The sequence below is a fragment of the Brevundimonas vesicularis genome (genome assembly GCF_014204545.1).
Classification (GTDB): Bacteria; Pseudomonadota; Alphaproteobacteria; order Caulobacterales; family Caulobacteraceae; genus Brevundimonas; species Brevundimonas vesicularis_B.
Genome location: NZ_JACHLJ010000001.1, coordinates 1407090 through 1434082 on the forward strand (window position 1 = coordinate 1407090; position 26993 = coordinate 1434082).

Genomic DNA, 26993 nt, shown 5'->3' on the forward strand with positions numbered 1-26993 from the left:
GAAAAAGGTCGAGAGGCCGTCAGTTAAGCCATGCCCCGCCCCGCGCAAAGGGCTGGACCCGTCCTATTTCGTCAGACCGCCGGATTTCCGTCTCGACTTCAGCTTCTGGGCCCCAGCCAAACCCGTCGCCCCACTGCGCCACGGCGATCCGCACCGTGTCGGTCGCACCGTCCGGCAGGTCCGCCGCTGCATAGAACGCCGACGCGCCCTCCATCTCGATTGTCCGCACCACGACATCGCCACACTGCACACGCAGCCGGAACCGCATCGGATCGACCGCTGTCGGTTCCCCATCCCAGCTGTCGCCGAACAGCCGCGCACGCGGCGTCCATCGGATCGCCAGACCCTCGGCCGACGTCTCGACCGTCAGACCAGACGGCGACCACGGCCGATCATGCACGCCCCTCGGCACGAACAGGGTCTCGCGGAACCCCGCGCCGCCCGGCGCCGCACCGGCCGGACCTGCGCGACAGACCAGCGGCAACCCCCGCTCGCCCCTCCCGATCTCCGCGCGCGCCAGCCGGTCGTCCAGAAACACCATGACCGACCCCGCCCCGGCGCCCGCCCGCATCTCCACCTCGGTCCCCTGCTGCCCGCGCAACAGACCCGTCAGCCGCCACGTCCCCTTCCCGACCAGCAAGGCCGACCGATACTGAACGATCTCCCAGCCCACAGCGGTCTCGACCGCCAGCGCATTGCCGCCGCCCAGCACCGCCGCCTCGACCGCGCTTTGCGGCGCCTCGCCCTCGACCCGCACCACCACGGCGTTGGCCTCATCCCAGCGATGCCGCACGCCCGCTCCCAGCGCCTCGAGCAGCACCCCGACCGTCGCCGGCGTCTCCACATCGCCCCTCGCCGTCAGAGTCTCAGCGGTCGGCCCCGCATGCAGCCGCATCGTCCGCCAGGGCTCGGCCGCCACGGCGATCAGGGGGCGCGCGTCCGCCTCGCTCCCCATCAAGGGCGGCAGGTCCAATACCTTCAGGAACGGCGCCCCGACCACGACCGGCGTCTCGCCCCCGCGCCAGACGCCGTCATCCTCGACCGCCCGCCGGGCCGTCACCGGCTCCAACAATGCCGACGGCGTCTCGTCCGCCGTAATCCGCATCACGCGCCAGTCGTCCGACCGACCCTCCAGCCGCACCCGGTCCGCCGGCTCCAGCCGCAAGGCTTCCAGCGGCCCCAGCGCCAACGTTCTCATCTCCAGGCTCTCGCCGTCCAGCGCCCGCTGCGCCGCCGCCTTCGCCAGTCCGCTGCCGCACACTTCCGGCAAGTCCAGATCGACCCCGCCCGCCGTCGCCGCCGCATCGTCCGACCGCACGACCACCGCCCCGGTCTGATAGTCCGCCGTCTCGTCGATGAACCGCACCCGCGCCTCGCCCGCCCTGGGCTCCAGCGTCCGCGTCGCCGTCTCCGCCGCCCCGCCATCGGGCAGGGCCAGCGCCTCGCCCGCGATCTCGACCACCGTCTCCACCCGCCCCAGGACGGCGACCTTTCCGTTCCGCTCGGCCGCCACCGCGTCAAACGCCGCCAGCAGCGGCTCCAACGCATCGCGCGTCCGCATCGGCCGGTCGATGACGTAGCCGGCCGCCGACCCCTCGACACCCTCGATCGCCATCTCTTGGGGCGACAACCCGCCTCGCGCCAGCACCGCTTCGATCAGATCGCGCCCGTCGCCGGCCAGCCGTCCGTTCAGCCAATGCCCGGCGCGCCACGCCCCTGCGTCGGCCCAGACATCGCCCCGCGAAGGAAACGCCGGATAGGGCCGCGCGTCCCAGCACCAGGCGTCCGCCGCCTCCAGCATTCGCCCGCCATAGACATCCGAAACCGGATTGTTCTCAGCCGTCGCATAATGGCCCAGCACCGCTTCCAGCGCCCCCCGCTGCACTGCGTCGTCGCGCGCGCCCGTTGATCCCGGCGGCAGTCGGCTCTCACTGCTCTTCGCATCCTGAAACAGGTTCGGCGCATTGCCGCCCCGGTCCACCGCCGCGCAGCCGAACTCCGACAGCCGCACCGGCTTCATCCCCGGAATCCAGGTCGTCGACACAGCGCTCCGTACCCCGCCCGGCCGATCATGGTGAAGGTTCGACCACCAGCCCTTCAGGTCCTTGGGCCGAAACACCCAGTCCTCGCCATACGCCCCATCGACGATGGGCGTCCTGACCTGCGCCGCCCGATCCGCCTCGCTGGCGTAGTACCAGTCGAACCCGTCCCCGCCCGCGACGCCCGCCGCCAGATAGACTGGGTCCGCCGCCCCGCCGAACGTCGCGGCATCGACCCCGCCGTCGCCGGCTCTCCAGTCCGTCAGCGGCGGATACCAGTCGATGGACACATGATCGATGTTCGCATCGGCCCACAGCGGATCCAGATGGAACACCGCCTCCCCGCCCGACTGGCGCCCGAAATATTCGCTCCAGTCCGCCGCATAGGACAGTTTCACGCGCGGCCCGACCACCACCCGACACTCCGCCGCCAGCGCCCGGATTTGATCGACCGCCGGAAAACCTCCGGCCGCATCCCGCGTCCAGGTCACGCCCCGCATCTCCGACCCGATCAACAGGCCGTCCGCCCTCTCATCCGCCGCGATCCGGGCATAGTGCAGCGCCATCCGCCGCAAGCCCCAGTCGTCCGGCCCTCCGAACAGCGCCGCGATCTCCGCCGTCGCCCCCGCCCCATCCACGCCCGCCACACGCCCCCGCCATGGATAGCCCGGGCAGTCCATGAAGACGAACGGATACAGGGTCACCTCCAACCCCCGCGCCTTCAGCTCGCGGATCGCCTGCCGCACGCTCTCATCCGACGGCGTGCCGCCATAGGCCGGCGCCCCGTCCACCTGACTGACCTCATAGGCCTCATCGCGCGCCACGCCCGCCACGGACCAGACCAGCGGTTCGGTTGGCTTGTCGCGCCGCTCCACCCCTGGCCGCACAACGCATTGCCCGGCCCTCAGGTCGCTGCCGAACCACCCGACCACCAGACTGACCCGCTTCAGGTTCGGCAGCTGCGCCTGAAGCTGGTCCAGCGACACGACCAGGTCAGCCCCACCCTCGCCATTGTGCACATTCTCCGCCGCCGTCCGCGTCAGCCCCTCGCGCCGCATCACCGCCTCGGTCGCCAGGGCGAACTCCCCCGCCCCAGGGATCAGACATACCTCCTCAAGCAAGTCCTCAAGCCGCGCCGTCTGCCCCCTCGGCCGCCGGAACACCTCGAAACTCAGCTGCGGAACCCGATCCCCGAACGGCCCCAGCGGCAGGTCCTCGAACACCACATAGGCCGTCCCGCGATACGCGGGCGCATCCCCCTCCACCGCCGCGATCAGCGGATCCGCCGTCTGGTCCTCGCCCCCGCGATGCAGCCGCATCACGACGCCGGTCATGTCCATCAGCCGCCCGTCGGCCCAGACCCGCCCGACCCCGTCGATCTCGCCTTCGCACAGGGCCACCGCGAAGCTCAGCGAATAGACATAGTCGACCGTCTTCGGCCCGCCCTTGCCCGCCCGCCCTTTCGACTTGCCTTCCAGGAACCGCGCCGCCCAGATCACCTGACCCGTCACCCGCGCCCGCCCGAAGACGCAGGCCATCGGCGCGCCTTCCGCCGCGCCCTGAACCTTCAGTGTCTCCAGCCTCGGCCCTACCTGCCGCGCCGGACCCAGCGAGCCCACCACCCGATTGTCGATCGCCCGTCCAAGGGTCGAGCCGATCACCCGCCCGACCGGCCCGCCGACCGACTGCCCGACCGCGCTCAAAACGACTTGCGCCATCTACGCCTCCAAAGATCCTCCCCCGTTCACGGGGGAGGGGGACCACGAAGTGGTGGAGGGGGCGACCGCACACCCGACCTCTGATCCTGCTTCACCAAGACTCGTGGGACTTTCGCCCCCTACACCACGCGGCACGCGGTCCCCCTCCCCCGCTTCGCGGTGGAGGACAGGAAACCGGAACACGGCCGCCAGCCGTCTTCGCCACCACACGCCCATCCAGCTCTCGACCACCGCCCGTCCCCAATAGGCGTGGATCATCCTCGGCTCCGGTCCGTCGAGGTCGCTCAGAATGGCGCAGTGCTTCACCGCCGCCCCTGGCGACATGCGAAACAGCAACACATCGCCCGCCCGAATCTGATCGACCTCAACCGGCGGCATCCACCGCCCCGCCGCATCCAGCAGCGTCTCGCGCCCACCGACCTCGGCCCAGTCGGCCGAATAGGCTGGCAAGACCTCCGGCTCTTCGCCTGCCACCTCGCGCCACACCCCACGCACCAGCCCCAGGCAGTCCGCGCCCACGCCCTTCATGCTGGCCTGATGCCGATACGGCGTGCCGAGCCAGGACCGGGCGGCCGCGACGATCGCACAGCCCTTTCCCTCCCCCCCCGGGGGAGGGTGGTCGAGCCGCAGGCGAGACCGGGTGGGGGCGGCCCGGCATTGCGTGTCCGGTCGCCCTGCCGTCCCCACCCCGTCGCTCCGCGACGACCCTCCCCGTTCCGGGGAGGGAGATGTCGTCGCCCTACCCCTCACCGCCGGCTCCCGCCGTCGTTTCGCGCACTTCCGGCCGGATAGGCCGTCAAGAAGTCATCCCCCGGCACGTCCGGAAATCCGCGAAAGTTCGCGCCATTCCCGAACGTCGCGACGCAGGTATCCCACCGCTTGTCGCAGACCCGCCCCGCCGGCTCCGCGACCCGGCACCTCTGGTCTCCCAGCCGCGCATCGCACATCCGCCCATAGGTCCGCCCGACCACCCGCTCCAGCTTGGCGAGGGGTCCCTCAAGCTCGGCGACGAAGCTCTCCCCCTGGCGCCGAATCTTCGCCAGCGTCCCCACCCACAACCGCACCTCCAGATCCGGCCGCGCCCAGTCCACGCGCCATAGTTCGACCGTCGCCGCATCGAACAGCCCTGCCGCCACATCCGCTTCCTTAATCGCCGCGTCGTCCAGTACCCCCGCCGCCGAAGCCGACCCCGCCGCCAGCCCGACCTCGCTCTCGCCCGCCCCCGCCGTCCAGCCGCTCGCCGCCCGACAGACAACGCCGTCCACCACCAGGTCCCGGTCGTGATCGGTGAACCCCATCACCACGCCGTCGGCTCGCTCCAGCCGCCAGACATGGCAAAGCGTCGCCGCCCCGCTCTCGATGCGGGCGGCCATTTCGTTTGGTATGTCGCGCATGGCTCAGACCCGAACCTCGATCAGAGGAACCGCCGCCATCCGTCCGGCCTCGAAGCTCTCCAGCGTGGTCTCGATCCGATCGGAATCGAACCGCACCGGCGTGTCGAACTGAAACCCCGCCGTCACGCTGACACCCGCCTCCGGCGCGCGCTCCAGCGTCACCCGCCCGGTCACGAGATCGACCATAAAAGCCGTCGTCTCGACACCGCCCAGCGCCACCCGCACCGATCCCCCGACCGGCTTGGCGATCGGCCGCTCCACATCGCCGTAGCGCTTCACCAGATCGAACGCGGTCCGAACCCCGTCGCCCACGCCCAGCGCCTGATCCTCAGACGATACCACCCCACCCGGCGCGCACGACTTGAAGTCCGCAAAGTCCTTGAACCTAAACCCGTACAGCCGTCCCCGCCGCGCCTCGAAGAAGGCGACCAACTCGGCCATGTCGTCTAGCGACCTCAGGTTCGCCCCGATCAGATACCGCCTGCGCCCCAACGCCCAGGGCGTGGACCGCCGCTCGAACCCCGACGCCAGCGTCGTGATCTCCGTCCGACGCTCCACCCCGCCGGTCGAACCGAACGCCAGCCGCGCAGGCAGGCGCACCTCGTGAAAGGCCATGTCGAACCTGTCCTCTGTTTCACTTGTTCATGGATCGCCGCTCGTTCATGCTCGCCGCACGGCCAGCTTCGGCCGCATGCCCAAGGGGAGCGACACGTTTGCGCGGCGAGATTCTCAGCTACGACACCACCACCGGAATCGGTCTGATCAGCGGCGACGACGGCGCCCGTTACGACTTCACCTCGGCTGCGCTGCAATCGCCCGCCGTGCCCGCCGCCGGCGTCCGCGTCGACTTCGTCCCCGAAGGCGCCGCGGCCACCCAGATCCTGATCCTGGCGGGTTCGCCCACCACCACCGGCGTCGCCGGCGGCTATGCCAGCTCGACCTCGACCGCTGTCGCCGGTTTCGATTGGCAGAAGCTGTTCCTGTCCTTCGAGGGCCGCATCCGCCGCAGCCATTTCTGGATCGGCTGGCTGATCCTGCTGGGCGTCAACGTCGTCATCAGCTGGATCCCGATCATCAATCTGCTGGGCATCGTGCTGATCTGGCCCAATCTGGCCATTTCGGTGAAGCGTCTGCACGACATGGGCAAGACCGGCTGGCTGATCGCCATTCCCTGGGTCGGCTCGGTCGTCGCCTTCTTCGCCGGCTTCGCCATGGTCATCGCCGCCGCCGTCGCCAACGGCTATTCGGAAGACTACTACGAGGGCAATCCCGCCGCCGTCTTCGCCCTGATGGGCCCGGCCATCGGCCTGTTCGCCATCGCCGGCCTCTCGGGCTTGGCATTCCTGATCTGGATCGGCGTCGTCGACAGCCAGAAGGGCGAGAACCGCTTCGGCCCGAACCCGAAGGGCGAATAAGTCTTACCGCCCGAGTGACTTCAGCGCCGCCCCGTCTTCGACGGGGCGGCGTTTTTAAATCCGCCTGGCGCCCAGGCTGACGGCCCGCGCCAGCATCTGGGCGATCTGCGCCTCGGACCGCAGCAGGGCCGGCGCCCCGCCGTCCACCGCCACATTGACCGTCACGCCCCCACCGCCGACCGGCCCGATCTCGCCGCCCGTCGTCGGCCGAAATATCTCCGGTCCGCGCTCGCCGACCAGATAGGCTGCACCGCCCAGCACCGGCCCGCCGTCCGCCCGAGCCCCGCCGAAGCTGGACATCACCGACTGGATCGCCGCGCTCAGCCCGCCGCCCTGCGATCCCGCCGCCGCATTGACCGCATTCAGCACCGCCCTCGCCAGTTCGGCCAGCGACACCTCCCCGTCCGCCGCCGCCCGCGCCAGCGATCGCGTCAGACTGTCGCCCGCCCGCCCGAACGCCGCCTCGATGGCGTCCGCCGCCTCCTGCGCCGGCGCCTTCAGCGCCTCCAGCGCCGCCCCGGCTTCGGCCGCTCTCAGCGCGACCTGATCGATCCCGTCTCGCCCGAACTCATCCGCCATCCGGCCAACCCTCCATCAATCGCGCCAGTCCCTCGCGCCCCAGCGGCGCCGTGCCGCGCGGCGCCTGCGTCAACATCCGCCACTCCTTCAGCGACAGCCGCCAGAACGCCTCCGGCGCCACGCCCAGCGCCGCCGCCAACCGCAACATCTCGCCCCAGGGCGTCACTTGGCGGCCGCCGCAAACGCCTGCGCTACGGCGACCGCCGCCTCGCGCGGATCGACCGCCGCCACCTCCGGCTCTACATCCCCGCCGCCGCGCAACACCGCCGCCAGCACGATCATCAAATCCCGCGCCGACAGCGTCTTCATTCGCTCGGCGACCGCCGCCATCCCATCGACATCCAGCCCCGTCTCGATCGCCGCCAACGCCCCCAGCGTCAGACAGGCCCGACGCCGCGCGCCGCCGATTTCAACGAGCACTTCACCCCGAACGCCGTTCATCACATCTCCAAGTTCGATTTCGTGAGCGGTGAATCGTGATGCGTGATCGATGCTTCTCCTCACGATTCACGCTTCACGATTCACACAGTCATATCGCGCTGAACCCGATGGCCCCGGCGCTGGCCAGGCTCAGGGCGAAGGTCGCCTCCCCCTCGTGCTCGCCGGCGTATTCCAGCGCCGCCACTAGGAACGGTCCCTCCAGCACCCCAAAGTCCGGCACGATCAGCCGCCACCGCTTCGCCGCCTGATCGAAGAAGGCCTCGCGCACCAGGGCGTCCGACGCCGCGTCGCGGAAGATGCCCTGCCCCGACACCGCCGCCGACTTCACGCCTGCGCCAGCCAGCAGCTCGCGCCACCGCCCCGCGCTGTCTCCGTCGGTCGCATCCACCGTCTTGGCGTTCAACGAGATCGTCCGCGCCCTCAACCCCGCCACCGTCGTGAACACGCCCGGCGCGCCCTCGATCTTCAGCAACATGTCCTTGCCGGCCTGTGCCGTCATCGCTCAATCCTCCCTCGTGAAGCGCAGCGAAACGGGGGAGGGGGACCACGAAGTGGTGGAGGGGGCGGACACGCGCTCCATCGCCTGATTTCCACACCCGGTCCGCTTTTCGCCCCCTCCACCATGCTACGCATGGTCCCCCTCCCCCGCTGTCGCGGAGGAGGATCAAATCTCTTCCGTGACCGCCCTCAGCCGCACGACCGCATAGGTCCGCCGCCCGTCGCCCGCGCGGAACACGTCCGCAAATGTCGCCCTCAGGGTCGCCGTTCGCACCCCGTCGGCCTCCAGCACGGCCTCGTGCAGACAGGCCCGCACCGCCGCCGCCACCGCCTTGGCCTCTTCCGATCCCGCGAACCGCGACACGCCCGTCAGGGTCAGCCTCTGTTCGACCCCGCCCCCGTCGGCCGCCACCGGCCGGCTCTCGCACCGCCCGATCACCAGATGCGGAAATGCAACGTCCTCCGGCGCCCCGAGAGCGGCGAAGTCGAACACCCGCCCGCCCAGCAGCGCCCCGACCGCCGCATCCCCCTTCAGCGCCGCCAGCACCGCCTTCTGCAACGCGCTTTCATGATCCCTCATCGCACCCGCTCCAGATCCAGCCTGACCCGCCCCGGCCGCACATCCTGGGTCGCAACGATCCGCCAGTCCGCCCCGCCGAAGCGCAGCACCCGCCCGACCGCCAGCCGAGGATCCGCCCGCGCCTCCGCGCCCATCGTCTCGACCGCCCGCCTCTGATCGCCCTCGCCGCGTTCGGTCTGGCTGCGCGCCCCGCACTTCAGCCAAGCCGACCCCACCGCCTCGAACGTCACGCTCCGCCCGCCGTAAGCCGTCTCAGCCTCCACCGGCTGGAACAGCCCCGCCAACATCCTCACAACCGCACCACGCGATACGGCGCCAACCAGCCCTCGACCGGCTCGACCGCCACCGGCTCCCCCCGCTCATAGGCCCGCAGCACCAGCATCAGGATCGCCAGCCGCAACGGCGCCGGCGAGGTCGATGTCAGGCCCAACCCCACATCCCCCTCGACCTTCGCCTGCGCCGCCTCGATCAAGGTCTGGATCAACCCGTCCTCGGCCTCATGCTCGACCCGTAGAAACAGCTTCGCCTCCGCCACCGTCACCGGCTGCGCCATGGCAATCTCCATTAAAAAAATCAGACCTCTCCCTCCCCCACGGGGGGGGGGTGGTCGAGCCGCAGGCGAGACCGGGTGGGGAGGGCCAGGAAATCCGTATCCGGTTGCCTTGCCGCCCCCACCCGGCCGCTACGCGGCCTGCCCTCCCCCGCAGGGGGAGGGAGAAACGAGCGCAATCAGATCAGCTCGCACTGAACTTCATCACCTTGATCGCGTCGAAGTTCTGCACCCCGCCGCCCACGCGCTTGGTCGTGTAGAACAGCACATAGGGCTTGGCCGAATAGGGATCGCGCAGCACCCGCACCCCCGCGCGATCAACGATCAAATACCCCCGCTGAAAGTCCCCGAACGCGATGGACAGGCTGCCCGCCGCCACATCCGGCATGGTCTCGATCTCGGTGACCGGATAGCCGAGCAGGCTCGCCGTCTCGGCCAACCGCGTCGCCGGCTGCCAGATGTAGTTGCCGTCCGCGTCCTTGAACTTGCGCACGGCCGAGACCGTCTTGCGGTTCATCACGAACCGGCCGCTCGGACGATATTGGGCCTTGGGCGCATAGATCAGGTCGATCAGGCGATCCGCCGGACTGGTCGCCGCAAAGCCGCCCGCCGCGCCCGAGGCGACATAGCCGATCTGACCCCAGACCTGGCCCGCGTCCGCCACGGTCGGATAGGACAGCAGACCCTTGGGCTTGTTCACCCCGTCGCCATTGACGAAGGCGGCGGTCTCCTGCGCCGCAAAGGCGTCCTCGACCTCGGCCGCCAGCCATTCGTCCAGATCGACCATGGCGTCGTCCAGCAACGCCTGCGTCGCCGCCGGATTGGCGTAGAGATCGGCCGACGGAAACTCCAGCAGGGCCAGGGTCGCCGGGTCCGTCTCGGGCCGTGCGGCCGTCTCCGCCACCCAGCCGCAGGCCACGCCCGCCGTCGAAACCGGCTTTCTGAACACGCCGGCCGCCACGGTGCGCACCGTGGCGATCTCGCGCATCGGACTGGCCGCCATCAGACGCCGCTCGATGGCCCGTTCGGTCTCGTACGGCACCACATAGCCGCCCGAGGTCGCCCCGCCCGACAGGCCCGCCTTGACCTCCAGACCGCTGGCCAAATGAGGGGACTGTCCCGTCTTCAGATAGCCGTCCCACGCCGCCTTCGCTTCGGGCGCAGACGCCGGCTCGGCCGGTTCGCCGCCGATCGCCGGGCGACGGCTCTGGCTCATCACCCGGTCCAGCCGCGCCTGGGCCGAGGCGACCGCCTGGTCGATGCGCGCCACCTTCTCCTCCAGCAGCACATCGGCCGCCGCCTTCTTCTCGATCTCGCCCAGCCGGACGTCGTTCGCCCCTTTGAACGCCTCGAACGCCGCCATCATCTCGCGCACGACATCGCGCGCCTCGGGCTGGCCCGAAGCCTGTTTGGTCTCTTTCATGGTGTCTCCTGCTGAAACGATCCTCCCCCGCGATGCGGGGGAGGGGGACCGCCGAAGGCGGTGGAGGGGGCGGCCGCGTCGCGACCTTCCCATTTCGCGAGCGGCCGTCATCGGCCGCCCGAAACCTGTGATTGCGGCGGCTTCAGGCGACCGCTAGGCTCGCCTCATGCCCGCGCCGATCTTCGTCGAAGCCGATCTCTACAGCCCGCTGCTTCATGCAGCCGCGCTGATCCTTTTCGCGATCCTCTTCCCGCCCGGCACGCTTTCAGCAGGGCCGCGACGTGTGGCCCGCTGGCCATGGGCGGCGGCCATTGGCCTTCCGGTCATTTTCTACACGATTACCGATATCATCCTTGCCGCCCTGCATCGCGGCGCGGAGGCTCAAGGCGAAAGCGGCCTGCCCTACCGCGCGGCGCAGGTTGCCATACTCGTCCTGATCGTCGGCATCGTGGTTTTGATGCTGCGTCGCAAAGCTGCATCCAAGTCGTCCTAGCGCCCCATGTCCCACCTGACGCCCCTGGAAAGCGCCGTCATGGACGCCATGATCTGGCAGATGGGCGACAGCGTGCCGGACCTGCGGGCACAGGTCGCCGCCAGTTCGCCGGGACTGCGTCGCAACACCGGCGCCGGTCTCTATTCCCAGATCGTCGTCGATGCGGACCGCGCGACCGCCAACCCGGACGCCACCGGCCTATTCGGCACCGTCCATGCCATGGTCGCCGGCCTGCCCGACCCCGTCGGCTTCCAGATCGAGCTGCGCCAGGGCCGGCTGACGGCCCTGCATGGCCAGAGCTATGGCCAGGACACCCGCGCCATCGACTTCTCGACCACCGCCTTCGAAGAGGTCTTCACCGTCGACGAAGCCGGCCGCTCGATCCTGTTCCGCCCCGCCCGGCGCGCGCCGGATCCGATCCCGCCCAGGCCCAGACCCACCGCCCGACCGACCGCTGCGCCCGCCGCCCAGGCCGCGCCAAAAGCGCAACCCAAACCCGCGCCCCAACCGGCATCCAAGCCCTCCGATCACGCCCTGCCGTCCGCCGCCGCCTCGCCGGGCCTGGCCGAGATCATCGCCGGCCTGTCCAACCCCACGGCCTCGCGCGGCGGCCAGCTGGCCCTGGTCTATCTCGGCGCCTATGCGCTGGCGGCCGTCTTCATCCTGTTCGCCCACTTGGTTCTGCACGTCGGCTGGATCTTCGGCCTGGTGCTCGCTGGCTGGGCCTTGCGCTACATCCACGGCAAGAAGGGCCGCGCCCAGATGGCCGCCCTCGCCGAAACCCTCGACCGCAACGGCGCTTTCCAGGCCCTCAAGCCAAACTGAAACTGGCGCGGCCTTGCGGCCCCGGCTTCGCTTCCCAACTCAAAGCTAGAAGGGGAGCGCCGTGTTTGGATTGTTCTTTCATCCCAAACGATCCGACGCCGTGCGCGCAGTGGCCGTGCGTGTCGTGCCGGGTCAACATTGCGGAGAGACCACGGATGCGCCTCCGGCCGTCGTCGTCTCCAAGTCTCTGCCCGACCCTCAAGCCAAACTGAACCGCGCCCTCGGCAGCATCGGAAACGTCACCAACGACACTTCCCACAGCTCGACCGCGCTCAGCACGCGCAGCCGTCCCTGACGCCGGGCCCGCGCCGTGCGGTAGCCGATCGACAGCCCATCCAGCGCCCCGGCCCGGCTCAACGCCCCGGCGAACCGCGCCTCGGCCGACCAGTCCTCGATCCGGCCGCGCACGAACAGGCCGCGCGCATCCTCGATGATCTGCTCCCAGACCCCGACCGGCGCCCGCGCATCGTGCTGGTTCAGCATCCGCACCCCCTCAGCGCCCGTCTTGGCCAGACTGTCCGCAAACGCCCCCGCCTGCACCACGTCCCCGTTCAGATCCGCCACGCCCCACAGCGAGGCGTAGCCTTCGATCGCCAAGGTGCTCATTTCCCCTCCAACCGCCGCTCAATCCGCTCCACCGCCGCCGCCGTCGCCTCGCCCTGGACCTCCAACCGCGCCAGCCGTTCGGCGACCAGCCTCTGTTCCCCGACCCGCTGCTCCAGCGTCGCGATCCGCGCCGCGGCGCCCCCCGCCCAGACCAGGCCGCCCACCGTCTGCACGACCACGGCGATCAGCAACGCCGTCGGCACGCGCCGGATTTGATGTTCGGTCACGCCCCCACCCCCGCCATCCGCCGACGCTCTTCGTCGGTCAGGAAGCTCGCCCCCTCCAGCCGCGCCCACAGGGCGTCCCGCTCGGGGTGCAACGCCGCCACCGCCTCCAGGTCCGCCCGCACCTCGCACCCGGCGAACCGCTCGCCCAGCCAGCCCGTCATCGCCCCCGCCGCCTTCCGCACCAGCGGGATCACCGTCTGTCGCCAGAAGGCCGCATTGGCCTCGCGGTAGTTGGCGTAGGTCGCGTCCCCCGGTATCCCCAGCAGCTGCGGCGGCACCCCGAACGCCAGGGCGATCTCGCGCGCCGCCGCATGTTTGCCGGCCGTGAAATCCATCTCCGCCGGCGTCAGGCTCAGCGGCTTCCAGTCCATCCCGCCTTCCAGCAGGATCGGCCGCCCGGCGTTCGTCGCCCCGGCATAGACGTTCGACAGCTGATCCTTCAGCGCCTCGAACTGCCCGTCCGTCAGCCGCTCGCCGTTGCGCGCCCCATAGACCAGCGCCCCCGACGGCCGCGCCGCATTGTCCAGCAGGGCCTTGTTCCAGGCGCCCGCCGCATTGTGCGCATCGACCCCCTGCGCCGCCGCCTCCATCGGCGACAGCCCGTACCAGTCGTCCAGCGGGTGCCACAGCTTCAGGTGCATCACCGGCGCCCAGCCGTCCGCCGCCCGCCCGATCCGAACCGACCGTCCGTCCACGGAATAATCCCACGCCTCGGGCCAGCCCGACCGGCCGGGCACCACCTTCACCCGGTCCGACCGCAGCGCCCACAGCTCGTCCGGCGCCCCGTCCCCGTCCGCATCTCCGGTCGCCTCGACATAGGCGTTGCCCGACACTTGCAGCGCGCCATAGACCGCCTCCATCAGCTCCGCCCCCGACTGCTCGGGATTGGGCCGTCGGATCAGTTTCGCCAGCGGATGCGCCTCGTCGCGCGCCCCGTCCACGAACACCGCGAACGGCGCAGCCGCCGCCGCCTCGGCGATCATGCGGATGCAGCGATAGGCCACCGCATTCTTCTGATACCCCTCGCGCGCCAGGCTGGCGTAGTCGTTGGGCGTCCACCTGGGCCGCCCCACCCCCGACAAGGCGATCACCCCGCCCGCCCGGCTCTCCTTGCCTTCAGGCGCGCCCACGCGCCCCGCCTGGCCGAACGGCCACCGGATCGAAACCATCGCAATCTCCTTTTTATGTCCTCCCCCGCCAGCGGGGGAGGGGGACCGCCAAGCGGTGGAGGGGGCGACGGCGCGCGCTCTGCCAACCGTCTCACACCCAACCCGTTTCCGCCCCCTCCACCCCGCTTCGCGCGGTCCCCCTCCCCCGTGCCGCTACACGGCTCGGGGGAGGATCTTCAAAAGCGGTCGCTCCACCCACAGATGCACCGCAACCCCCGCCACCAGACTGGCGATCACGGTCAGCCCCACCACCGCATCCCCCGGCAGGGCGACCATCCCGCTCTCAAACAGCCTTCCCAGCGCCCGGATGACCAGCACATGGACCAGATAGATCGAATAGGACGCATCCCCCATGAAGGCCGCCGCCCGCCCCAGCCGCCCCGGCGCCCGATCCACCCGCTCCATCCTCACCACGCCGAACACCAGCAGGGCGCTGGGCAACCCCCAGACCGCTGCCCGCCTCAACCCGTTCCACGGATCGTTCAGCGCCCGCACATCGTCGATGCCGCCATAGCCGACGACCAGGCCCAACCCGAAGCCGAGCATCGCCAGAGCGACCGCCCACACCCCAAGCCGACGCGGCGCCGACCGCCACACCCAGGCGATCCCGACGCCCAACAGAAACTCCAGAATGATCGGCGCGCCCCAGAACCTCAGCACCGGCGCCGCCACGACCAATCCGGCCGCCAGCATCGCCGCATAGACCCCGACCAGCCCCCAGCCGACCCGCCGGCCGCCCGCTATGGCCAGGCCGAACCCGGCGTAGAACAGCATTTCGAAACACAGGGTCCACCCCGGTCCCAGCGCCGGAAACGTCATCTCCAGCCCGCTGAACGGCCAGAACAGGAAGGTCGCCACAGCCACCTCTGGGCTCAGCGTCCCGCCCCGCGCCATGCCGATCAGGATCGGCAGCCACAGCAGCCAGTAGATCGGCGCCACCCGTCGAAACCGCCGCCACAGGAAGGCCCCGGTCGCGCCCATGCCCGTCTGACCCTGTGTCGTCGTGGCGATGATGAAGCCGCTGATGACGAAGAACACGTCCACGCCGACGGCGCCGAAGTTCTCCAGCGCCCCGCTGGACAGCACCGTCTCCAGCCCCAGCCGCGTCCCCGCAAGGTCCACGGCATGCGTCACGACCACCGCCGTCGCCGCCGCGAACCGCAGCGCCTGCACCCCGTAAAGCCGCTCCCCCATCCGCCACGGTTACCACTGCGCGAGCGCGCGCGACAACCTCAGATCATCACCCGCGCCCGCACCGCCTCGGCGATCCTCGCCTGTCCCGCCGCATTGGGATGGACGGAATCGAACATCAGCCCGCCGGCGAAGCTGCCGCCGAACAGTGCCGTCCCGTCGATGGGCGCCGCCAGCCCTCGCGTCGCCGCCACCTCGAACACCGCGTCCCGCAACGCGGCTTGCGCGGCATAGCTCGCCTTGCCCTGGGCCGGGTCCGACGGACATCCGGTCATCAGCAGCACGTCCCCCGTCGTCAGGCACCGATCCACCAGCGTCCCCAGCCCGGCCTTGTAGGTCGCGACCGCCGTCCCCGCATTCCAGTCGTTGATCGTCAGACACACGACCGACAGATCAGCCGCCGCCGCCGGGATCGACCCATAGGCCCGATACGGCTGGTCCGTCGTGATCCAGTCCGCGATCCGAGCCCCGCCCCACCCGGCGTTGATCACCCGCGCCCGCTTCACATCTGACCGCCACGCGGCCCCGCCCGCGATGAACACCGCACCGCCCGAGGACCAGCGCACGCTCACCGGCCCGGTCGTCTCGGGAAAGGCTACGGTCGTGACCTCCATCGACGCCGCCTTGGTGGTGTTCACCGTCGCCCGCACCACGCCGTCGGTCTCGACCGTCAGCACCCCCAGCGCCGTGTTCGTTACGGCCCACAGATCGAACCGATCCACTGGCCGGTCCGGCTGAAAGCTCCAAACGCCCGTCGATGAGGCCGCGCCCGAGAACAGCTTGCCGCCCATCCCGGTCAGGGCGTTGACGCCCCACCCGGCGCCCAGGGTCACGCGTGGATCATAGGCGGAATAGCCTCCGCCGGCCCCATCAGCCGCCCCGGCGCCCGCGACCGACGCCGCCGAGGCCGGCAGGCCCCGCCCGCTCATCATAGCCGCCAGCCGCTGGGGCCAGGCGCTCGCCCGACCGTTCGGCGTCCAGCCGCCGGAGACCGCGCCATAGCCTTGGGTCACGCTGTCGCCGATGCACAGCAGCCGCGCCTCGCGCCCGCCCGCCTGCATCGTCCTGACCGCCGCCGACCAGACGGGCAGATCGGGCACGGCGAACCGCGACCTCCCCAGCACCCCGCCCGGCGCCGCCGTCGCCGCTCCGATCTCGAGACCCGACATCAGTCGAAGGCCGCCACGATCTGCGTCGCCGTCGTCCCGGTCGCCAGCACCCGGCGCACCTGCACCGGCAACCATCCCACCGGATGGTTGGCGAAGGTCACGGCGTCGCCATCCTCGGCGCCCACCGTCAGCACACGGACATTGCCCGCCCCGCCGACATACAGCGCCTTGGCGTAGGCCGTCAGATCGACCGTATCGCTGGGCGTGACCGCCGCCGCGCGCCTCGCCGGCCCGCCCGCATCGCGCCCATGGTTCAACAATCCGTCCCGCTCGGGAATGGCCGGCATATCGTCTCTCCTGTCGTTGAAATCTTGAGGCTCTAAAGCCCCCGCAATCGCGGTCCCGCCGACTGCGGCCCCAGCATCAGCCGCGTGATCGCCCACACCAGGGCGTCGGCCCGATCCGGGCTGGGTCCGCCCTCGCTGCCCAGCGCCAGCATCTCTTCCTCCAGCGCCGGGAAGGCGTCGCAGTGAACCACGCGCCCCTGTTCATAGAGCAGGGCCACCGGCTCGGCCCGCGCCGCCTTGGACCGCGAAGCGTGGACCATCTCGATCCGGCAAGGACAGGCGCTGATGGCCAGGACCGAGCGCACCATGTCGCCGCCCTGATTGCTCTCGGCGACTACCTCATGCGCGCCGAATTCGTGTGCGGCCGCGCTGACCGCCCCGCCCCAGCTCTGCGGCGAGCGCCCCTGCACCGTCCGGTCCGCCAGCACGAAGGCCTGGCGATCCTTTCGTCCCACCACAACGATGCCGCAGGCGTCTCCGGTCGCGGTCGCGGGCGGATCGACCGCCACGACGATCCGGTCCAGTTCGACCGGCCGCGCGCCCCTGGCCCGTTTCAGGTCCGCGATGTGGAACAGGGCGCCCTCGCCCTCGACCACCACGCCTTCCAGCTCCTGGGCCGCCAGCCGCGTCCCGCCATAGACGTCGTTCAGATGCGCCAGAAAGCCGGGCGACAGGTTCTGCGCGTTCAGCGCCGTCGCCGCCCGTTCCGTCACCGTTCCGGCCTCGGCCATCAACCGCCTCAGCGCCGGGATCGGCCGGGGCGTCGTGGTCACCGCCAGCAGCGGCGAGGCCCCCAGCCGCAGTCCGAACCTCAGGTTCGACAGCACCATCTCCGGCCGTCGCCAGGCGCAGAATTCGTCTGCCCAGGCCGCGTGAAACTGCGGCCCCCTCAGACTGTCGGGATCCTCGGCCGAAAACGCATAGGCCGCCGACTGATTGCCCCACACCAGCCGACGCCGCCCCGCCTCCCAGCGCGGCCGATCGCCCGGCTCCGCCAGCGCCTTGATGCCCGACGCCCCCTCCACCATCACCTCGCGCACGTCGTGCAGGGCGGGGCCGACCAGGGCCAGGGTGATGCCGGGCAGCTTTCGCGCCATCTTGTCGATCCAGACGGACCCGGCGAACGTCTTTCCCGATCCCCGGCCGCCCAGCAGCAGCCAGGTCTTCAGGTCGTCATCCGTTGGCGAACACTGATGCTTCGCCACCCGACAATGGCTGCGATGCAGCCTTAGCTCGCGCCCTTTCAGCTGCCTCAGCGTTCTTCTCTTCCAGAATCCGATCAAGCCGCTCGTGCTCGACGACCAGTTCCTGTCGGATTCGCTCGTCCTCGGCGGGGTCGTAGGTTCGTCCACCCATCTCGTCCTCTTCGTTGTCGCTCAGGCACAGCAGCCGCATCGCCTCGACCGCCTTGGCCGACCGCGAGATCACCCCGATCTGGCGTGCGACCTTTTCGGCGACGGCGGCGTCCTTGACGTCCGTCTCACAGACGCTCTTGGCCGTCTCCTCGATCTTGGCCTTCATCATCAGGAACAGGGGCTCCATCCACCCTGCGCAGGACGCAGCCGTCTCGCGCGCGCCGCCGCAGCCGCCCTCTCCGTCTTCCTGATTTCCCGTCATGCCCAAACCATAGCGGACCAGCGTACTCAGGCCGGAAGAACGCCCACATAATTCGCCAATGGCTTGTTTTCGCAGCCTTTCAACCAGCGTCATTGCGCTGGCTAGGGGGTGCTACCCTATCGCTCCCGGCCCCGTTCGACCGTCCATTCCCGCGCCTCGAAATCCAGCGCATCCTCCGGCTCGGCCAGCGACAGCTCCGAAATCGTCTGGCCCCGCACCGACACGCCCGCCGTATGCACCGTCTCGCGACTGCCCGAGATCAGATGATGCCATTTCGCCAGCGGCCGCCCCTCATGCAGCCGGCGATAGGCGCACGACTTGGGCATCCACTCCAACGCCTCGATATTGCCGGGCGTCAGCTTGATGCAGTCCGACACCTGGGCCTTGCGGTTCGCATAGTCCGAACAGGCGCAGGCCTTCGGGTCTAACAGCTTGCAATGCACCCGCGTCGGAATGACCTCGCCCGTATCCTCATCCTCGAACCGGATCACGCAGCACAGCCCGCACCCGTCGCACAGCCCCTCCCACTCGGAAGGCGACATCTCGGCCAGGGTCTTGGTTTCCCAGTAGGGCTGCATGGCGCGCCTCATACGCGCCGCGCCGTCGCTTGTCACAGCCTCAATGCCCGACCGTCTTGGAGAACAGGTTTATCACCACCACTCCGCCGACGATCATCGCCAGCCCAACCATCGCCGGCAGGTCCAGCCGCTGGCGGAACACCACCGTTCCGATCACCGAGATGAGCACCACCCCCAACCCGCTCCAGATCGCATAGGCGATCCCCACCGGCATCTGCCGCAAGGCGATCGACAGCAGATAGAAGGCCAGGCCGTAGCAGACCGCCATCCCCGCCGTGGGCCAGGCCCGCGTGAACTGCTGCGAGGCCTGCAGCATGGTCGTGCCCGCCACCTCCAGCGCGATGGCGCCCAGCAGCGCGGCCCAGGTGATCATGCTCATGACAGGCCCATAGCCCGGCCCGACGCTCGGCCGCAAACCCACAGCCTGCGGCTCGTAACGCCTTTCCAGTGGCGAAATGGGCCTGAACCCCTTAGATCACACCCGTTTCCGCCCCCTCCGCCGCGCTGTGCGCGGTTTCCCTCTCAGGCGTCGCCCGAGAGGATCGAAAGTCACATGGCAGCCAGACCCCCTCTCGTCGCACTCAAGGACGTCCGCCTTCAGGACGGCCAGCGCCCCCTCTTCGACGGCGTCGACCTCGCGGTCGAACCGCGCAGCCGCGCCGCCCTGGTGGGACGCAACGGCGCGGGCAAATCCACCCTGATGAAGGTCGTCATGGGCCTGATCGAGCCGGACAGCGGCGACCGCTCCATCCAGTCCGCCGTCCGCTTCGCCTATGTGCCGCAGGAGCCGGTCATCACCGGCGAAACCCTGCTGGACTACGCGTCGTCGGGCGAGGCCGAGACCTGGACGGCCGAAAGCTGGCTGGAGACCTTCGGCCTGAACCCGGCGAAGTCCACCCAAGGGTTGTCGGGCGGCGAAACCCGCCGCGCCGCCCTGGCCAAGGCCTTCGCCGAAGAACCCGACCTGCTGCTGCTGGACGAGCCGACCAACCACCTCGACATCCTGGCGATCGAACTGCTGGAGAACGAGCTGATCCAGGCCCGGTTCGCCCTGCTGGTCGTCAGCCACGATCGCGCCTTCCTGAACCGCGTCACCAACACCGTCCACTGGCTGGAAGGCCGCCGGGTCCGCACCCTGAACAAGGGCTTCGTCGAGTTCGACGAATGGTCCTCCAAGGTGCTGGAGGAAGAGGCCGAATCCCTGCGCCGCCTGACCAAGACCATCGAGCGCGAGACCGCGACCTTCTACTCCTCCATCACCGCCCGCCGCAGCCGCAACGAGGGCCGCGCCCGCTCGCTTCAAGCGCTGCGCGCCGAACGCGCCGAGAAGATGAAGGACGTGCCGCGCGAACTGTATCTCGGCGTCGATTCCGGTTCGACCTCGGGCAAGCTGGTCGCCGAGATCAAGCACGTCTCAAAGGGCTTCAACGGCCGCACCCTGTTCAAGGACCTGACCACGCGCATCATCCGCGGCGACCGTCTGGGCATCGTCGGTCCCAATGGCGCGGGCAAGACCACCCTGGTCAAGACCCTGCTGGGCGAACTGGCGCCCGACGAGGGCACGGTGCGCATGGGCGCAAACCTGGAGCCGGTCTATCTGGACCAGTCGCGCGAGGGGCTGAAGTCGGACATGACCCTGTGGGACGCCCTGACGCCGGGCGGCGGCGACAGCATTCTGGTGCGCGGCGTGTCCAAACACGTCGCCGCCTACGCCAAGGACTTCCTGTTCTCCGAGGCCCAGTTGCGCCAGCCGATCTCGACCCTGTCGGGCGGCGAGCGCAACCGCCTGCTGCTGGCCAGGGCGTTGGCGAAGCCCGCCAATATGCTGATCCTCGACGAACCGACCAACGACCTGGACATGGACACGTTGGACAAGCTGGAAGAGCTGCTGGAGGGCTATGACGGCACCCTGATCCTGGTCTCCCACGACCGCGATTTCATCGACCGGCTGTCCACCTCGACCCTGGCGTTGAACGGGCGCGGCGACATCGTCGAGACCCCCGGCGGCTGGACCGACTTCATCCGCCAGAACCCCGGCTTCCTTCAGCCCGGCTCGAACCCCCGCCCCCAGGACAAGGCCGCCGCCCAGCGCGCCGCTGCGGCGCCCCCGCCCGCCGTCGCCCCCAAGAAGACCGCCAAACTCTCCTTCAAGGACGCCCACCGCCTGAAGGAGCTGGAAGCCCTGATCGATGCGTTGCCCGCGACCATCGCCAGGCACGACGCGACCCTGGCCGACCCCGGTCTCTACGCCCGCGATTCCAAGGCCTTCGACGCCGCCATGAAGGCCGCCGAAAAAGCCCGCGCCGAGCTGGAATCCGCCGAACTGGAATGGCTGGAGCTTGAAGAGAAGAAGGCGGCCCTGGCGGGGTAGGGACCGTACGGCTCGTCACCCTGGCGAGGACGGCTTGAGGTCCTAACCCTAGCTGTCTGGATCCCCGGGCGGCGTCTTCGCCGCGCCCCGGTTCTGCATCACGCTGACGGCGATGCAGGCGACCAGGCCGAACGCGAACCACAGGCCGAACTTGCCCGTCAAAAGCCCGATCAGGCCAAAGATCAACAGGACGCCGAAGGGGGTGAGCCGTTTCATGGGGCGCACGATAACCGTCTTTGTCGTGGCTGACGAGGCTGGGCCGAAGGCCCCGATTTGAAACCAAACCCGCCGCCGCACACTCAAGCTTCATGACCCTGCGCAGCCACCTCGTCGAGTTCGCCCCGCCCCAGCAGGCGGCGGTGCGGCGGATCAACGCCGTCCTCGCCCGCGCGCCGCGTCTGCGCACCGATGGCTGGCGGATCGATGCGGGCCAACGGCTGTCGCTGTGGCTGGACGCCGCCGCCGGACGCGTCACCACGCCGCGTCTCAAAAAGCGCGGCGTGACGGTCGAGATCGTCCAGACGGACGGCGATCACCCCGTTCCTTTGCGCATCCTGCATCCGACGGGCACGCCCCGCGCCGTCATTCTGGATATCCACGGCGGCGGCTGGGTGCTGGGCAGCGCCGGGCTGAACGACCGGCTGAACGCCCATCTGGCGCACCACGGCTTCTGCGTCGTCTCGGTGGACTATCGCCTGCTATCCGAGCGGCGTCAGATCTATATCGACGCCGCCATCGCCGACTGTCTGGCCGCCGCCTATTGGACGGTCACGAACGTCGATCGACTGGGCGCCTTGACCCTGTTTCTGGCGGGCGAATCCGCCGGCGGGCATTTGGCCGCCCTGACGGCCGTCGCCCTGCGCGACCAGGGGCTGATTGATTTGGTGAAGGGCTGCGTCTTCACCTACGGCGTCTTCGACCTGTCAGGCACCGAAAGCGTGCGCTCTGCGGGGCCAGAAACCCTGCTGTTCAACGGCCCGACGATGCAGGCCGATCTGGCGCGCCTGGCGCCCGACCGCGACGAGGCGGCCTTGCGCCAGCCCGACGTCTCGCCCCTGTATGCCGACCTGACCGGCCTGCCGCCCGCCCTGTTCCTCGCCGGCGAACAGGATCCTCTGTTCGAGGACAGCCTGTTGATGGCCACCCGTTGGGGCGAGGCGTCTGACGCCGACCTGATCCGCGTGCCTGAGACCCCGCACGGCTTCCTGCATTTCGGCGGCCCCGCTGCGCGCGGCGCCCGCAAGGCGATCCGCACCTGGCTGAACGCCCGGCTCTAGCTCGCCTCGATCAGTTCGCGGATCCGACTGCCCAGCGCTTCCATGGCGAAGGGCTTGGTCATGACGTGCATGCCGGGATCCAGGTGCCCGTTGCCGACCACCGCATTCTCGGCATAGCCGGTGATGAAAAGCACCTTCAGGTCCGGCCGATCGATCCGCGCCGCATCCGCCATCTGACGTCCGTTCATCCCGCCCGGCAGACCCACATCAGTGACCAACAGGTCGATCCGCGCCCCCGATTGCAGCAGCTTCAGCCCCGCCACTCCGTCGGACGCCTCGATGCACTGATAGCCCAGCTCATGCAGGATTTCGGCGACCAGCATCCGCACCGTCGGCTCGTCGTCCACGACCATGACCGTCTCGCCGGCCTGGGCGCGCGGGGCCTGTTCGACCTCGGGGATCAGATCAGCGTCGTCCACCTCGCCGAAGTGGCGTGGCAGATACAGGCACACCATCGCCCCCTCGCCCGCCTCGGAATAGATCCGCACCTGCCCGCCCGACTGGCGCACGAAGCCATAGATCATCGACAGGCCCAGGCCCGTCCCCTCGCCCAGCGGCTTGGTGGTGAAGAAGGGCTCGAACGCGCGCGCCGCCACCTCGGGCGCCATGCCCGTGCCGGTGTCGCTGACGCAGATGGAGACATATTGGCCGGGCTCCAGGTCCTGGGCCTTGGCCGTGCGCGCATCGATCCAGCGGTTGCCGGTCTCGATGGTCAGACGCCCGCCGCTCGGCATGGCGTCGCGCGCATTGATGCACAGGTTCAGCACTGCGTTTTCCAGCTGGTGCGCGTCGATCAGCACGGGCCACAGGCCAGCGCCGGCGACCACCTCAACCTCGATGCCCGGCCCTGTCGTGCGCCGCACCAGATCCTCCATCCCGCGGATCAGGCGGTTGGGATCGGTCGGCTTGGGATCCAGGGTCTGACGCCGCGAGAAGGCCAGCAGCCGGTGCGTGAGGGCCGCTGCGCGTTTCGCCGCCCCCTGCGCCGCCACCGTGAACCGCTCCACCTCGGCATGACGCCCCTGCGCGATCCGGTTGGTGATCAGTTCCAGGCTGCCGCTGATGCCGGCCAACAGGTTGTTGAAGTCGTGGGCGATGCCGCCGGTCAGCTGCCCGACCGCCTCCATTTTCTGGCTCTGGCGCAGCGCCTCCTCGGCCTGCATCAGGGCGCTGGTGCGCTCGGCGACCTGTTCTTCCAGGGTCTCGTTGAACCGCGCCAGTTCGGCCGACTGGCGGCGCAGGTCCTCGATGTCGGTGTTGGACCCGACCCAGCGCACGATCCGCCCCTCATCGTCGTGGACGGGCTCGGCCCGAACCATGAAGGTGCGATAGACGCCGTCGTGGCGCCGCATGCGGAACTCGTTCTCGTAGACCTGACCGCTGGCCAGGGCCTGGACCCATCGCTCGGCCGCCGCGGCCAGGTCGTCCGGGTGAACGACCTTGCCCCACCCAGTCGTGCCGTCCAACTCGCCTTCTGCAAGACCGGAGTAGGCATAGACCTGGGGGTTGAACCAATACAGCGACCCATCCCCCCAGCTGGCCCAAAGTTGGCTAGGCGTGGCCTGGGCGAAGACCCGGAACTGGGCCTCGTTGTCGCGCAGCGCCGCCTCGCTTCGGGCACGCTCAGTCGCCGTGCGTACCCGCTCGGCCACCTCGCGCATCAGGCGCAGGTCGCTGTCGCTGTAATGGCGCGGCGTGGCGTTGTTGACGAACACCATCGCCACCACACGCCCCTGCTCCATCAGCGGCATGTTGACGAACGACCCGGCGCTGATGGCCTTCAGGGCCTCGGCCGTATCCGCTGTGCGGGGATCGCGGGCGACGTCGTCAATCGCCACCGTCTCGCCGCGCTTGATGTCCTCGATGTATGACCCGTAGTCGCGGAACGACAGGACGCCGGCGATGCTGCTCACCCCCGGCTGGTTGAAGTCGCGCGCGATGGTGATGGTCTCGGCGACCGTGTCGATCGTGCCGTATCCGGCCCGGCTGACGCCCATTGTACGGGCCAGAACCTGGGCCGAGGCCTGGGCGATATCGCTGGCGTCGGTCAGGTCGCGGATCGCGTCGTTCAGCTCCAGCAGCGCGTTCTGACGCGCCTCGCCCTGTTTGCGTTCGGTGATATCGTTGAGCAGGATGGCGACCTGCCAGGCGCCAGGCTGACCGATCCGCAGCGCCTGCACGTCATACCAGCGACCGAAGATGTCGGCCGGATTCTCGAAGCGCATCGGCTCACCCGTGCGCGCCACGCCGCCGTAGAGATCGAACCAGCGCTGCTCCAGCCCCGGCGCGATCTCGCTGACCCATTTGCCGTAGGGGTCGACCAGGCCGGTCATCTCCTCAAAGGCCTTGTTGCCCTCGACGATCTTGTAGTCGACCGGCCGATCCGCCGCGTCGAACTCCATCTCGATGACGCAGAACCCCGTCGCCATCGCCGCGAACAGGGCGCCGTATCGCGCTTCGCTCAGCGCCAGCGCCTGGTCCGCCCGGTGGCGATCCGACACATCCATCCCCTGGATGAAAACGCCCCAGACCCGACCGTCTTCCTTCAGCGGCTGGAAGACGAAATCGACGTAACGGTCCACCACCTCGCCGCCCGGCTCGGCCTGAACGGCGTACAGGGCGCTGTCGGCCCGGTGCGCCTCGCCGGTGCGATAAACCTGGTCCAGCAGGTCCAGATACCCCTGCGCCACCGCATCGGTCAGCACTTCGCCAACTGTGCGCCCGATCACCTCGCGGTGCCCGATCACCTTCTGGTAGTTCGGATTGGTCAGCTCGAACCGATGGTCCGGCCCCGTGACCAGCGCCATGAACCCCGGCGCATGGGCGAACATCTGGGCCAACTGGCTGCGATTGATACCGATAGACAAGGCGTGGTCAGACCCGATGCTGGACAACGAATTCCCCCAAGGACTTTTGTCCGTTGATCACAGAACCCAAAGCGCGCCGCCCGGTTGCAGCGCAATGTGTCCGACGCCGGACATAAGGCTCTATCGCCGCGTTTCTGTGGACAAGACAAAACGCTGATCCGCAATCGCGAATTTGATCCGTCCACCGATGTTCACAGGCTTGTCCACCGCCGCCGGGCCAATCGTGCACATCGGGGCGAGTTCGGGCGCTTGCCTCATAGCCGGTTTCGTCCGAACGTCAACAGGCCAAGGGACACGGGGCAGCGGGAATCCAGGGAGACCTGGACCTCCAGCGAACCGGCCCGGCTCTCCGACCCGGCGCTTCGGGCGATCTTCGGATCGTAACGTGCGACAGGCGGGATCCAGGCTCCAGTCCTCGACGGTCTTCGGATCGACCACTGACAGGAGAACCGGATCGGGATCGACGGACGACGCGGACGCAATGCCGTGGGACGCCGAAGACCAGGAGTGCGACAGGATACAGCCGACCGCCCTTTCGGGTTCGCCCGAAACGACGCTGACGCCAAGGTCCAGACCCGAACGGCCAAGTCCAACCCGGACTTGGCGAGGGGACGAAGCTGACGGGTCCGCCCGAACGCTTCGTCCCCTCGCTCAATTGGGCTTACCTCAGACCGCAGATACGTCGAAGCGCTCAAGCATCGCCTTGAGCTTATTCGCCTCCGTCTGAAGACGTTCACGCTCCGCGCCTGTAGCTTTAGCCAGAACAGCATCCGGCCCTGGCGTTTTAGTCTCAAAATTCTGAGCTAAAAAATCGATGGCGAGCAGGGCGTTCTCCAGACGCCGACCATACAGTGGTTCGTGATGCGCAATCCGATTTCGCGCTTGGTAGACATGCTCCAGTTCTGCCGCGATCTGGCCTCTCGTCAACGTCTTGTTCGGAAAAAGCCGCTTGAGAGATCGCGCCCACAATGTCGCTTCATAATCATTTGAAAAAAGCCGCTTCCAGAACAAAATGGTCAGTTGGGCGATCTGCTGCCCTTGGGTGACCCGAATGGCTTTCTGCCTAGCCTTCGAGCGGTCTTCGTGACTGATGCCCGCTGGTATTCCCATCGGGAAAGCCACCTCGTCGAGTGCGCGCTTTTCTGCATTGTTCAGCTTCGCGTACTCAGCCCTCTGTCCTTGCCGGATTGCGCGGTTCAGGCTTTGCAGTTCTTCGCCCCGCCAAGCAAATGGTGCTGGAGGATGGTTCAACCAGTCCGGCATGTCGAAATGCTGACGCAGGCGATCGCAAATCGAGTTGCGCAAAGCGATTTCGATCAGCCCGATCACAGGCATCAATGCTCCCGCGACCGCCATCATTTGTTGATGCAGTTCGAATGCGTCACGTTCGGTGCCGCTTATCTTTACAAATGTGGCCAAGCGCTCCGACGACAGCCAAGACGCGACCAACGCGATTTCTTGATCCGACAACCCCTTTGACATCGGCAACGCTTAGCACTATATTTTTCGGTGAAACATCGGGATCAGGTCGGCTGCGCCGCTAGCGGTTAACGGACCCCCGATGCACCTTATTAAGGGCGCTCTTTGGAGCGCCTTTTTTTATTGGCCTTAAGCCGGTCGAACAATATGCGTGGTGCTAACGCGGCCGACTGACGCCCCGCCTTTCCAACGCCGCCATC

At 68.8% G+C, this 26993-nt stretch carries 30 protein-coding genes; 5 read left to right on the forward strand and 25 right to left on the reverse strand.

The genetic code is table 11. From position 1 onward, the window contains the following. Window positions 1-19: 19 nt before the first annotated feature. Genes HNP47_RS07110 through HNP47_RS07125 form a run of 4 tightly spaced genes read right to left on the reverse strand, consistent with a single transcriptional unit; the run spans window position 20 to window position 5766 of the window. Window positions 20-3757 carry a glycoside hydrolase/phage tail family protein gene (locus HNP47_RS07110; protein WP_184278883.1) on the reverse strand — a complete coding sequence of 1246 codons (3738 nt, stop codon included), beginning with the start codon at window positions 3755-3757 and terminating at the stop codon, window positions 20-22. Next, a complete protein-coding gene (locus HNP47_RS07115) occupies window positions 3758-4507 on the reverse strand; it encodes an NlpC/P60 family protein (RefSeq protein WP_311770041.1) in 750 nt (249 codons plus the stop codon). Then, entirely contained in the window at window positions 4504-5151 is a 648-nt protein-coding gene (locus tag HNP47_RS07120) for a DUF2163 domain-containing protein (RefSeq protein ID WP_184278884.1), read from the reverse strand. The genes HNP47_RS07115 and HNP47_RS07120 overlap by 4 nt, the downstream gene beginning before the upstream one ends. A 3-nt stretch (window positions 5152-5154) precedes the next feature. Continuing rightward, entirely contained in the window at window positions 5155-5766 is a 612-nt protein-coding gene (locus tag HNP47_RS07125) for a DUF2460 domain-containing protein (protein WP_184278885.1), read from the reverse strand. 98 nt (window positions 5767-5864) lie between these two features. On the opposite strand from HNP47_RS07125, the gene HNP47_RS07130 reads away from it, so the two are divergent. Next, a complete protein-coding gene (locus HNP47_RS07130) occupies window positions 5865-6566 on the forward strand; it encodes a DUF805 domain-containing protein (RefSeq protein WP_221414934.1) in 702 nt (233 codons plus the stop codon). Between the two features lie 54 nt (window positions 6567-6620). Here the strand turns inward: HNP47_RS07130 and HNP47_RS07135 are convergent, their stop codons facing one another. The 8 genes from HNP47_RS07135 to HNP47_RS07170 all read right to left on the reverse strand — a co-directional run bounded on the left by HNP47_RS07135 (window position 6621) and on the right by HNP47_RS07170 (window position 10637). Then, a complete protein-coding gene (locus tag HNP47_RS07135) occupies window positions 6621-7145 on the reverse strand; it encodes a phage tail tape measure protein (RefSeq protein ID WP_184278887.1) in 525 nt (174 codons plus the stop codon). Further along, window positions 7135-7311 (reverse strand): phage tail assembly chaperone, encoded by a 177-nt coding sequence (locus HNP47_RS07140; protein WP_409360142.1) that lies wholly within the window; start codon window positions 7309-7311, stop codon window positions 7135-7137. The genes HNP47_RS07135 and HNP47_RS07140 overlap by 11 nt, the downstream gene beginning before the upstream one ends. Next, entirely contained in the window at window positions 7308-7586 is a 279-nt protein-coding gene (locus tag HNP47_RS07145) for a GTA-gp10 family protein (RefSeq protein WP_184278888.1), read from the reverse strand. Before HNP47_RS07145 ends, HNP47_RS07140 begins: the two co-directional genes overlap by 4 nt. An 88-nt stretch (window positions 7587-7674) precedes the next feature. Then, window positions 7675-8085: a phage major tail protein, TP901-1 family gene (locus HNP47_RS07150; RefSeq protein WP_055753040.1), complete on the reverse strand. Its 411-nt coding sequence runs from the start codon at window positions 8083-8085 to the stop codon at window positions 7675-7677. A 165-nt stretch (window positions 8086-8250) separates the two neighbouring features. Beyond that, window positions 8251-8664, reverse strand: a complete 414-nt coding sequence (locus tag HNP47_RS07155; protein ID WP_184278889.1) for a DUF3168 domain-containing protein — start codon at window positions 8662-8664, stop codon at window positions 8251-8253. After that, a complete protein-coding gene (locus tag HNP47_RS07160) occupies window positions 8661-8951 on the reverse strand; it encodes a head-tail adaptor protein (protein ID WP_221414935.1) in 291 nt (96 codons plus the stop codon). Before HNP47_RS07160 ends, HNP47_RS07155 begins: the two co-directional genes overlap by 4 nt. A 2-nt stretch (window positions 8952-8953) precedes the next feature. Further along, complete coding sequence (locus tag HNP47_RS07165) at window positions 8954-9217, reverse strand: head-tail connector protein (protein ID WP_184278890.1); 264 nt, start codon at window positions 9215-9217, stop codon at window positions 8954-8956. Window positions 9218-9398: 181 nt separating this feature from the next. Continuing rightward, a complete protein-coding gene (locus HNP47_RS07170; RefSeq protein WP_184278891.1) occupies window positions 9399-10637 on the reverse strand; it encodes a phage major capsid protein in 1239 nt (412 codons plus the stop codon). Window positions 10638-10803: 166 nt separating this feature from the next. On the opposite strand from HNP47_RS07170, the gene HNP47_RS07175 reads away from it, so the two are divergent. Further along, window positions 10804-11130, forward strand: a complete 327-nt coding sequence (locus HNP47_RS07175; protein ID WP_184278892.1) for a hypothetical protein — start codon at window positions 10804-10806, stop codon at window positions 11128-11130. Between the two features lie 6 nt (window positions 11131-11136). After that, entirely contained in the window at window positions 11137-11955 is an 819-nt protein-coding gene (locus tag HNP47_RS07180) for a hypothetical protein (RefSeq protein ID WP_184278893.1), read from the forward strand. A gap of 198 nt (window positions 11956-12153) precedes the next feature. On the opposite strand, the gene HNP47_RS07185 is transcribed toward HNP47_RS07180, so the two are convergent. From HNP47_RS07185 to HNP47_RS07230, 10 genes are all read right to left on the reverse strand, one after another. After that, the gene (locus HNP47_RS07185; RefSeq protein ID WP_184278894.1) at window positions 12154-12561 is read right to left on the reverse strand and encodes an HK97 family phage prohead protease; all 408 of its coding nucleotides are present in this window, start codon (window positions 12559-12561) and stop codon (window positions 12154-12156) included. Continuing rightward, window positions 12558-12788 carry a hypothetical protein gene (locus HNP47_RS07190; protein WP_184278895.1) on the reverse strand — a complete coding sequence of 77 codons (231 nt, stop codon included), beginning with the start codon at window positions 12786-12788 and terminating at the stop codon, window positions 12558-12560. The genes HNP47_RS07185 and HNP47_RS07190 overlap by 4 nt, the downstream gene beginning before the upstream one ends. After that, the gene (locus HNP47_RS07195) at window positions 12785-13957 is read right to left on the reverse strand and encodes a phage portal protein (RefSeq protein WP_184278896.1); all 1173 of its coding nucleotides are present in this window, start codon (window positions 13955-13957) and stop codon (window positions 12785-12787) included. The genes HNP47_RS07190 and HNP47_RS07195 overlap by 4 nt, the downstream gene beginning before the upstream one ends. Window positions 13958-14110: 153 nt before the next feature. Beyond that, a complete protein-coding gene (locus HNP47_RS07200) occupies window positions 14111-15151 on the reverse strand; it encodes an acyltransferase (protein WP_184278897.1) in 1041 nt (346 codons plus the stop codon). 38 nt (window positions 15152-15189) lie between these two features. Then, entirely contained in the window at window positions 15190-16317 is a 1128-nt protein-coding gene (locus HNP47_RS07205; RefSeq protein ID WP_184278898.1) for an SGNH/GDSL hydrolase family protein, read from the reverse strand. After that, entirely contained in the window at window positions 16317-16604 is a 288-nt protein-coding gene (locus tag HNP47_RS07210) for a hypothetical protein (protein WP_184278899.1), read from the reverse strand. Before HNP47_RS07210 ends, HNP47_RS07205 begins: the two co-directional genes overlap by 1 nt. Before the next feature lie 32 nt (window positions 16605-16636). Beyond that, the gene (locus tag HNP47_RS07215; RefSeq protein WP_311770042.1) at window positions 16637-17809 is read right to left on the reverse strand and encodes a terminase large subunit domain-containing protein; all 1173 of its coding nucleotides are present in this window, start codon (window positions 17807-17809) and stop codon (window positions 16637-16639) included. After that, window positions 17778-18221: a hypothetical protein gene (locus HNP47_RS07220; RefSeq protein WP_184278900.1), complete on the reverse strand. Its 444-nt coding sequence runs from the start codon at window positions 18219-18221 to the stop codon at window positions 17778-17780. Before HNP47_RS07220 ends, HNP47_RS07215 begins: the two co-directional genes overlap by 32 nt. 116 nt (window positions 18222-18337) lie before the next feature. Beyond that, entirely contained in the window at window positions 18338-18799 is a 462-nt protein-coding gene (locus tag HNP47_RS07225) for a YcgN family cysteine cluster protein (protein ID WP_184278901.1), read from the reverse strand. A gap of 40 nt (window positions 18800-18839) precedes the next feature. Further along, window positions 18840-19178 (reverse strand): multidrug efflux SMR transporter, encoded by a 339-nt coding sequence (locus HNP47_RS07230; protein WP_055803632.1) that lies wholly within the window; start codon window positions 19176-19178, stop codon window positions 18840-18842. A gap of 174 nt (window positions 19179-19352) precedes the next feature. On the opposite strand from HNP47_RS07230, the gene HNP47_RS07235 reads away from it, so the two are divergent. Beyond that, complete coding sequence (locus HNP47_RS07235) at window positions 19353-21170, forward strand: ABC-F family ATP-binding cassette domain-containing protein (RefSeq protein ID WP_184278902.1); 1818 nt, start codon at window positions 19353-19355, stop codon at window positions 21168-21170. 48 nt (window positions 21171-21218) lie between these two features. Here HNP47_RS07235 and HNP47_RS07240 read toward each other — a convergent pair whose 3' ends face one another. Next, a complete protein-coding gene (locus HNP47_RS07240) occupies window positions 21219-21386 on the reverse strand; it encodes a hypothetical protein (protein ID WP_184278903.1) in 168 nt (55 codons plus the stop codon). Window positions 21387-21478: 92 nt separating this feature from the next. Here HNP47_RS07240 and HNP47_RS07245 point away from each other — a divergent pair, with 92 nt between their 5' ends. Further along, complete coding sequence (locus tag HNP47_RS07245; protein WP_184278904.1) at window positions 21479-22447, forward strand: alpha/beta hydrolase; 969 nt, start codon at window positions 21479-21481, stop codon at window positions 22445-22447. Here the strand turns inward: HNP47_RS07245 and HNP47_RS07250 are convergent. Further along, on the reverse strand, window positions 22444-25314 hold the full coding sequence (locus HNP47_RS07250; protein WP_221414937.1) for a PAS domain S-box protein: 2871 nt from the start codon (window positions 25312-25314) through the stop codon (window positions 22444-22446). The genes HNP47_RS07245 and HNP47_RS07250 overlap by 4 nt on opposite strands. A gap of 666 nt (window positions 25315-25980) precedes the next feature. Next, entirely contained in the window at window positions 25981-26796 is an 816-nt protein-coding gene (locus tag HNP47_RS07255; protein WP_184278905.1) for a hypothetical protein, read from the reverse strand. Window positions 26797-26993: the final 197 nt, after the last annotated feature.